This window comes from Cellulomonas composti, assembly GCF_007990245.1.
In the GTDB taxonomy this organism is placed as follows: Bacteria; Actinomycetota; Actinomycetes; order Actinomycetales; family Cellulomonadaceae; genus Cellulomonas; species Cellulomonas composti.
This window is the reverse complement of sequence record NZ_BJWG01000024.1, coordinates 1-7,820: the sequence shown is the minus strand read 5'-3', so window position 1 is coordinate 7,820 and position 7,820 is coordinate 1. Positions and strand designations below refer to the sequence as shown.

Annotated in this window: 3 protein-coding genes; all 3 read right to left on the bottom strand. The window is 69.2% G+C overall.

All coding sequences use genetic code 11. The features are described from left to right. A partial coding sequence (locus CCO02nite_RS15495; RefSeq protein WP_146844081.1) for a hypothetical protein occupies positions 1 to 576 on the bottom strand: 576 nt, incomplete at its 3' end. 71 nt (positions 577 to 647) lie between these two features. Next, positions 648 to 7,019, bottom strand: coding sequence for an RHS repeat-associated core domain-containing protein (locus CCO02nite_RS15490; RefSeq protein ID WP_146844080.1), 6,372 nt, complete (start codon positions 7,017 to 7,019; stop codon positions 648 to 650). After that, a partial coding sequence (locus CCO02nite_RS15485; RefSeq protein ID WP_146844079.1) for a LamG-like jellyroll fold domain-containing protein occupies positions 7,016 to 7,820 on the bottom strand: 805 nt, incomplete at its 5' end. The genes CCO02nite_RS15485 and CCO02nite_RS15490, both read right to left, overlap by 4 nt.

The window sequence follows — 7,820 nt, the reverse complement described above, 5'->3', positions numbered from 1 at the left end:
AGTCCCAGGTGGGCCGTCGACGGCCCGGCGGGCGTACTCGAGCCGGCCGCGCTCAGAAGGCCGCAACGTCACCGAACGCAACTCGCCCTCGATCTCGCTATATGCGATCACTACCGCGCCGAAGTCTCCTCGCCGCCACGCCGAGTCTGCTCGCTCGCGCAGACGTGACGCTCGTAGGGTCTGTTGCCCGGAGCTGCTTCGATCGGCGTTCAACTCACTGAGCAACTCAAACCACTCGTCACCCTCGATGAGCATGGGTTCGGCGAACTCCCTGGTCAGGCTCCCAAGCAGCCCGAGGAACCTCCGCACCGCACCAGAAGTCGTCGCTGTCGTGCCACCAAGTCCGGCCTCTGCGGGCGCGCGGCGAAGTGCGATCACGTCACGCAAAGGAAAGACTTGCTCGCACCTGACGCCGTCTACCTCGATCCACCGGCCGAGATCGACGCCAAGTTCGTAGGACGCCCGACCGTGGAAGACCTGCACCAGGCGACGACTGCTCTCGTAGCGAGCGACCGTATCGCTCAACTCCGCTAGTGCGAAGCCTCGCGCGAGCAAGAAGCCGAACGCCTCGGTCACGGCGCTCGCGAACCCGAGCACGCCCCGTTCAGGCCCGGGCTCTGTCGTAGGCAACTCGACCATATCGCCCCTCACGAACCTGGAGACCACAGTGTGGTCTTCGGATCGTACGTCCACCCTCGACTCTCAAGGAGGTTCCGTTCGGCGCGCAGGAAGCCGGTGTTGTCTCTCAAGGCGCCCGTAGCACGGTCGACGGAGGCATCGCGAATTGGCATGCCACGGTGCATCGCCTGCCGCAAGACTCCTGAGTTCTGAGCCCAGTTGGCCCTGGGGGACCCCAGGTTTGGCAACTGACTCAGGAGCGTGCGCTCGCCGGGCCCAATCGCGCCCTCGGCGGTCAGGTCAACAACCTTGCCCACGACGACTCGACTACCTGCGCCCGCGGTGTTTGCGCCGATGCCCGCGGTGGCGGTGCGTGCCCCCGCTCCCGCGCCGACATCGATCAGCGCCGCGCTGCCTTTGGCGGCGGTCCCGAACTCGCCGCCGATCAGGAGCTGCGGGCCGAACCAGGACCCGATCGGTCCGCACCACGCGTAGATGTCGTCTTGCGAGTTCGGCTCGGCGATGTTCGGCAGCAGCTTGTACCGCCTGGTCTGGAGAGACCCACCCATCGCGAGGTTGATGAGGTCGATGCCGAAGTTCGCGACCCCCGTCCCGTACGACTGGGCTGCGTTGACGAGGATGTTCTGACCGTTCCCGTCGGTCATGTAGTAGTTCCACGCGTACTCACCCGCGGGGCCGCCGATCCTGAAGGCGATGCTGGGCCCACCGCCCCCGCTGTTCGTTCCTAGTGCTGTGTTGGTGTTGCGGTTGTTGACGGGCTGGTCGGTGTCGGGCCGCGGTGCGACCAGCATCGGGGACAGGCCGGTGGGGTCGCAGTAGGTGGTGGGGTTGTTGTCGGCGTAGGTGTAGCCGTTCCATTGTTGTGGGTCGGTGAGGTCGAGGATGGGGTCGACGCTGATGAATCGGCCGGTGGTGGGGTCGTATTCGCGGGCGCCGATGTGGGTGAGGCCGTTGGTGTCGGTGGGCTTGTCGAGGAAGCCGTGGTCGCCGGGCCAGGTGGGTGTGGTGCCGCGGGTGTTGCCGAAGGGGTCGGTGCGCTTGCGGGTGACGGTCAGTGTGGAGTGGTTGATGGCCGCGGTGGCGCTGTTGTGCGGGTCGGTGACCAGGGTGGTGATGCCGGTGCGTTCGTTGGTGGTGCGGGTGGCGATGGTCTGCCCGGCGAAGGTGTAGTAGCGGATCGCGGTGCGCCCGGCGGCGCTCGCGGTGAGCTCTTGACCACCGGGCAGGTAGAGGGTCGTGGCGCCGTCTTGGGTGCGTGCCAGGCGGTTCCCGTCGGCGTCGTAGACGTAGCTGTAGGTCGCGGCGCCGCGGGTCAGGGTGTCCAGGTGTCCTTCGCTGTCCCAGGTCAGGGTGTGGTTGGTGTAGCCGGCGCGGTTGCGTTTGGTCGTGTTCCCGGTGGCGTCGTAGGTGTACTTCGAGGTCGAGACCGTGGTCTCGGTACCGTTGATGCTGGTCTCGGTGATGGTGCCGGCTTGGTGGGGCCCGGGGGCGGCGGCGGTGTTGGTGTAGTCGTAGTCGCGGGTGGTGTTGCCGGTGGTGGCGTGCTCGATCTCGCGGGTGCGGTTGCCGAGGGTGTCGTACTGGTAGGTGCTCCAGTACGGGGCGGGCCCGCCCAGGGCCGCCACCGTGCGGGTCGCGGTGCAGTCCCCGCCGGCGGGGGTCCACGCCTGGGTCAGGCGGCGCAGCCCGTCGTAGGTGTAGCACTGGGCGTCCAGTGCCTTGCCGGTCATGGCGTCGCTCGCGCCGGTCAGGTTGCCGGCGTTGTCGTAGGTGTAGGTGGTGGTGAAGTCACCGGTGTCGGTCGGGCGCAGGTTCACGTCGGTGGACGCCAGTCGCTTGGTACCGGCCTGGTAGGTGTAGGCGATGTCGTGCAGAGTGCTTCCCGAGGAGCCCAGCGCGATCGCGTTCAGGCGCCCGTCGCTCAGGTAGGTCGCGGCCGCGACGTAGGTGTGCCGCCCGGCCAGGATCGTGGGTTGGGACTTGTCGTCGTAGGTCAGGCCCACCGTCTCGGCGGACAGGTCCCCGACCGCGGGCAGGCTGATCGACTCGAGCTGGCCGTTCGGCTCGTAGGTGTACTTCGTGCTCCAGGTCCCCGACAGGTCCGGGTTCGTCGAGGTGAGCTTGATCCCGGTCGGGGCGTACTGGTCGTTGTACCCGGTGAAGCTGGTGGTGTAGGTCCCGCTCGTGTCGTACCGGACCGACCTGGCCAGCTGCCCCTTGACCAGGCTCGTCGCGTCGATCTGGTCGTAGACCCAGCTCGCGCGCAGGCTCTGGTCGGCACCGTCCCGCACAGCGGTCTTGCGGCCCAGCTGGTCGTACTCGTAGAGCAGGGTCTGCCCCGTGGCGTCGGTGGTCGAGGTGAGTTGGCCGGCGTCGTCGTACACCGAGGTCGTGGTGCCCTTGTCGGGGTCGGTGGAGCTGGTCTGGTGCCCGGCCAGGTCGTACACGTAGGACCACTGGTTGCCCTGGGTGTCGGTGCTCTTGGTGAGGTTCCCGACCACGTCGTAGGAGTAGGTGGTGGTCGCGTACGGGTTGCCCGTCGGGCTCGACCCGGCGTACTCGGCCAACGAGGTCGTGCGACCGCGGGCGTCGGCGACGCTCGTCGTGGCGGTGCCACCGGCGGGCGGTGTGAGGGTGGTGCGGTCCCCGCCGTAGGTGGTGGTGGTGCGCCACTTCTCCACACCGCTGACCTTGAAGACGTCCGCGGTCTGCCGGCCGGCCCCGTCGTAGACGTATGTGTCCGCGGCAGGGAACGTCCCGTCCGCTGTGGTCAGGACCTCGATCGCCGGGTCCCCACCGGTGGGCCACGCGCTGCTGGCGACCTTGACCAGGCCACGCGCGTCGTAGGTGGTGTCCGTGACGACACGCTGGGTCTTGCCGGTGATCTTGCCGTAGTCCTGCGCCTGCCGGTCGCGACCGAGGCCATCGATGATCGAAGTCGACGGCAGGTAGGTCGTGCCGTCCGCGCCGAGGGTCTCGGTCAAGGTGCCCGACCAGCCGGTCGCCGAGACGGTGTACGTGTACTTGATGCTCGCGGTCTGCGTGTCACCGTCACGGCCGGGCAGCCAGACCTTGGTGATCCGGCCGAGGGAGTCGCGGCCGAGCTTGGTGACCTTGCCGTTCGGGTCGGTGATCTTCGCGGGCTGACCCCACTCGGGCTTGACGACCGTGACCGTGGTCGACGCCCCGATCGGGCCGTCGCCGTCCGGGTCGGGGCTCGTCACGCTGGTGCCGGTGACCGGCCCTCCGGACGAAGGGGTGTAGTTGGTGGTGGTAGTGCGGCCCAGCGCGTCCGTCACGGACGTGACCCGACCCTGGGTGTCGTAGGTGGAGCTCGCCGAGGTCCAGTGCGGGGCCGACCCGTCGAGCCTGGTCGCGGTGAGCACCCGGGTGACACGCCCCAACGTCGGGGCGTCATTGACGGCCCCGCCGTCGTACTCGGTCTTGGTAGCAGCGACCAGGTCGGCGTTGGTGGCTGTCTCGCAGCTGCGCTGCCCGTAGGTGGTGCTGGTCGCGACCGTCGAGATGAACCCCTTGACGGGGTTGCGCGCGTAGGTCACCTGCGTGCAGGTCTCGTCACCCTCGATGGCGCTGTCCCCACGGTCGACCACCCGGGACACGGTGCCGTACGTGTCGTCGTAACTCGTCTCGACCGACGTCTCGAGCTTGCCGCCGGGGGCGGCCGCGGCGGTCGTGCTGGTCTGGGTGAGGGCGGTGCCGAGCAGGTGGGCCACTGCGCGGGTGTCGGTCGCGGTGGCCGGGGACTGCCAGGGGGTGTTGGTCTGGGAGCTCAGCAGTGACCCACCCGGGCCGTCGTAGGTGCGCTGCTCGCGCAGGAACCCGTTGAACCGGTCCTCGTCGGCGCTCCCCGCGGGGCAGGCGCTGGTGGACGAGCCCGTGAAGCACCAGTACCGGGTCCCGGACGGCAGGTGGTCACCGTTCATCCCCCGCAGGTAGGAGTACTCCACGTAGGACCGGGTCCCGGTGGCCGCACCGGTGGTCACCGCGACGGTGCCGTACCCGCGCCACTGCCCCCACGTGCGCTGGTCCTCGGGGACCAGCGGTGTGTCGTCGTAGTGCCAGGCCGCGTCACCCTTGTAGGTGTAGGTCGTCACGACCTTCGCCGACGCGTCATCGACCGGGTCAGCCGTCACCGAGGCGACCTGGTACTTGTTGAAGTACTCCAGGATCGGGTCGAGGACGCCGGGCGGGGTCCACTTCACCGGCATGCACCGGCCCGCCGCGGACTGCGGTGCGGCCGGGATGCTCGTGCACGGGCTCGTGTACTTCACGTCGATGACGCCACCGGTCTCCAGGCGGACGTTGTCGATCCGGTACCGGTTCATCGCCGCGTACCCGGCGGGCTGGCCGGCCACCCGGCCCGCCATCTGGTGGCCCGTGAACGTCGTCTTCGGCAGGGTGATCGCGGTGCCGACCTTGCCGGTGCGCCAGATCGCGTTCAGCCACAACGCCGGCCCGTACCCGTCACCCGGGTCGGGGTAGGTCTGCGACAGCTGCCAGGAGTCCACGTCCTGGAAACCACCCGAGGTCAGGACCTGGGTCGTGACCGCCGTCAACCGCTTGCGGGAGAAGAACACCGGCGAGGTCGTGTCCGGGCAGGTCGTGGCCGAGGTGCAGATCTGGTCGAACGGCACATCGGGCCACTTGCCCGCGTTCACCGCGGTCAGCTTGCCCGGAGCGCAGTCGAAGTCCTCGGTCGGCAGGCACCGCTCGGCGACCTCGAACAGCACCCGCTGCGAGGCGTTGTCCACCGCCTCGCCACCCGTGCGCTGCCCGTACTCGATGCGCTGCAGGTAGCCGCCCGCCGTGTAGGAGACCACCGACGTGTTGTTGTTCAGCCCGTAGCTGTTCGACTCCCGCAGGTACCGGTACGTCATCGTGTTCCCCGACGTGTCCAGCACGTAGTCCAGGTTCCACCGCCACGCCTGCTGGCACCACGAGTCCGCGAAAGCCGCCTGATGGCAGGCCTCGTCGACGTCGTTGCCGAACACCGGCACCGACCACACCGACCCCAACGCCAGACCGTCCGCGGTGCGCTTGCCACGACCGAAGAAGTACTGCGTGCCGTCGCCCGTGGTGACCCGCCAGAACTCACCGTCGTCGTCCACACCCGACGGGCCGCCGGTCAGGTGCTCGATCCGGGTCCCGTCATCGTCCTTGAGCCGCCACAGGCCGCTCGACCCCACCTGCACCAGCTGACCGGAGTGACCGGCGAACGACATCGTCGCGTTGTCACCGCCCCAGCACAGGTCAGCCGTCTTGTGCCCGGCGTTGTTCGACCCGGTCGTGATGTCGTCCTCGCACGTCACGTACTTGCGCTCGATGAACGACTCACCCAGCGACCAACCCTCCCCCACCCACGAGGTCTGGTTGTTCGTCGTGGACACCCGCCCGTCGACCTGACCCGACGCATACGACAGACCCAGCGCCGGGGCCGGCCCACCGTTGGCCGGCGGGACCTGCAACGGGTAGGACCACGTGAAGTCACCCGTCTGCGTGGAGACCCCCCACGACGAGGACGGGCTCAACGGCGTCGCCGCCCAGTCGCCCGCCGGACCCGAATCGCCCGCCGTCAGCGCGACCACCATCTGGTCGCTGACCGACACCTGGGCGCTGACCTGCTGGGCCTGCTCGTCGTTCGCGGAGTCCAGCACCGTGCGCCGCGTGCACTCCTGCTCCTCGGGGGTGCTCAGGGCACACACCGGCAACGTCACCAGGACCAGCCTCGAGGACCAGTCCCCACCGAACGCACCCGCGAACCCCGAGTAGTCGACACTCACCTCCACCAGCGAACTCGTCGGCGAGCTCTCGTCTGCTGCGGCTGCGTCAAGGGCCCGTGCGCGGGCGGCGGCGCGGGTCGACTGAGGTGTCAGAGCGAACACCAGGCCCGTGACACCCGCCTGCCGTGCCGTGTCCTGGTCCAGGACATCGACCTCGACCGGCACCCGGTCCCCCGCCTCGTCGAGCACCTCGATCTCCTGCGGGCCCGAAACCCCCGCGTCCTCGAGCGCACCGACCAGGCTCGACAACCGGGCCGCCGCGAGCTGCCCGGCGCCGGTGGCTACCTGCGGCCACACCGGGTCCTGCGGCACGAAGTCCGTCATCGTCTCGGTCGCGGCCACCTCGAACGCGGCATCGGGGTCGAGGGCGACCGTCTCGTCGGGGACCGCCGGCATGCCCTCCAACGACAGCTCGTGCAGCTCCTGGGGGCTGAGGGTGTCATCCGCGGCTGCGGCCGGGGTCAGGCCCGCCACGACCAGCGCCGCCACCACGCCCGACACCACCACCGGTCGCAACCGCACCCAGCCATCTGCCTTGAACGACGCCGCCGTCACGCGACGCACCGCGTGCCCGGTCACGGGACCTTGTACCCGCAGTCGGCGGCGACCTCGTCCGCACCCAGGAACCCGCCGCTGTAGGTGCGGACCGCACCCACCGCGCCCCGCCACCGCCTGGTCAACCCGCCGTCACCGAACGCGGTGCCGACCCGGAAGTCCCCACTGGCCACCCACGGCGTGTACGAGTCGGACACGTCGAGCATCCCCGTGCTCTTCGGGTCGACCCCGGCGACGTCGGCCCGGCAGACCCACAGCTGCATCTTCTGCGCGGCCTTGTTGTACTGCCCCACCAGGTAGAACCAGTCACCGGCCGTGACGGCGACCTCCGACGTGGCGGTGACCACCGTGGCGCCGACCGTGTCGGTCGTCTTGCGGGAGAACGCCCAGCAGATCGTGCGCGAACCGGGACACCCGCTCGTGCGGACCCCGAGCTCGAACCCGGACGTGTTCGCCCCGTCCTGAGAGACCGCCGTCCCGGTCGCCGTCAGGTCGTTCAGCTTCACGAACGCGCCCACGCTGAACGTCCCACCCGTGGTCACGACATTCCCAGAGGTGTGCGCCGAGTCGAGGGTCGAGAACTTCAGAGCGCGGTCGCCCGCACCACCCGGGCCGTAGACCCACTCGATCAGGGTCGTGTCCAGCGTCAGCGCCTTGGTGACCGTCTCACCGTCGCCGGTGTGTGCGGCGGCCGTTGTCCCGGTTCCCTCGTCCAGGAACCACTGGCCGCTGACCTGCGCACCGGCGACCTCGAACTCGTACCTTCGCGGCCCGGCCTCACTAGGGTTGCCCGCCTTGTCCACCGCCGTCACCGACAGGGAGTGT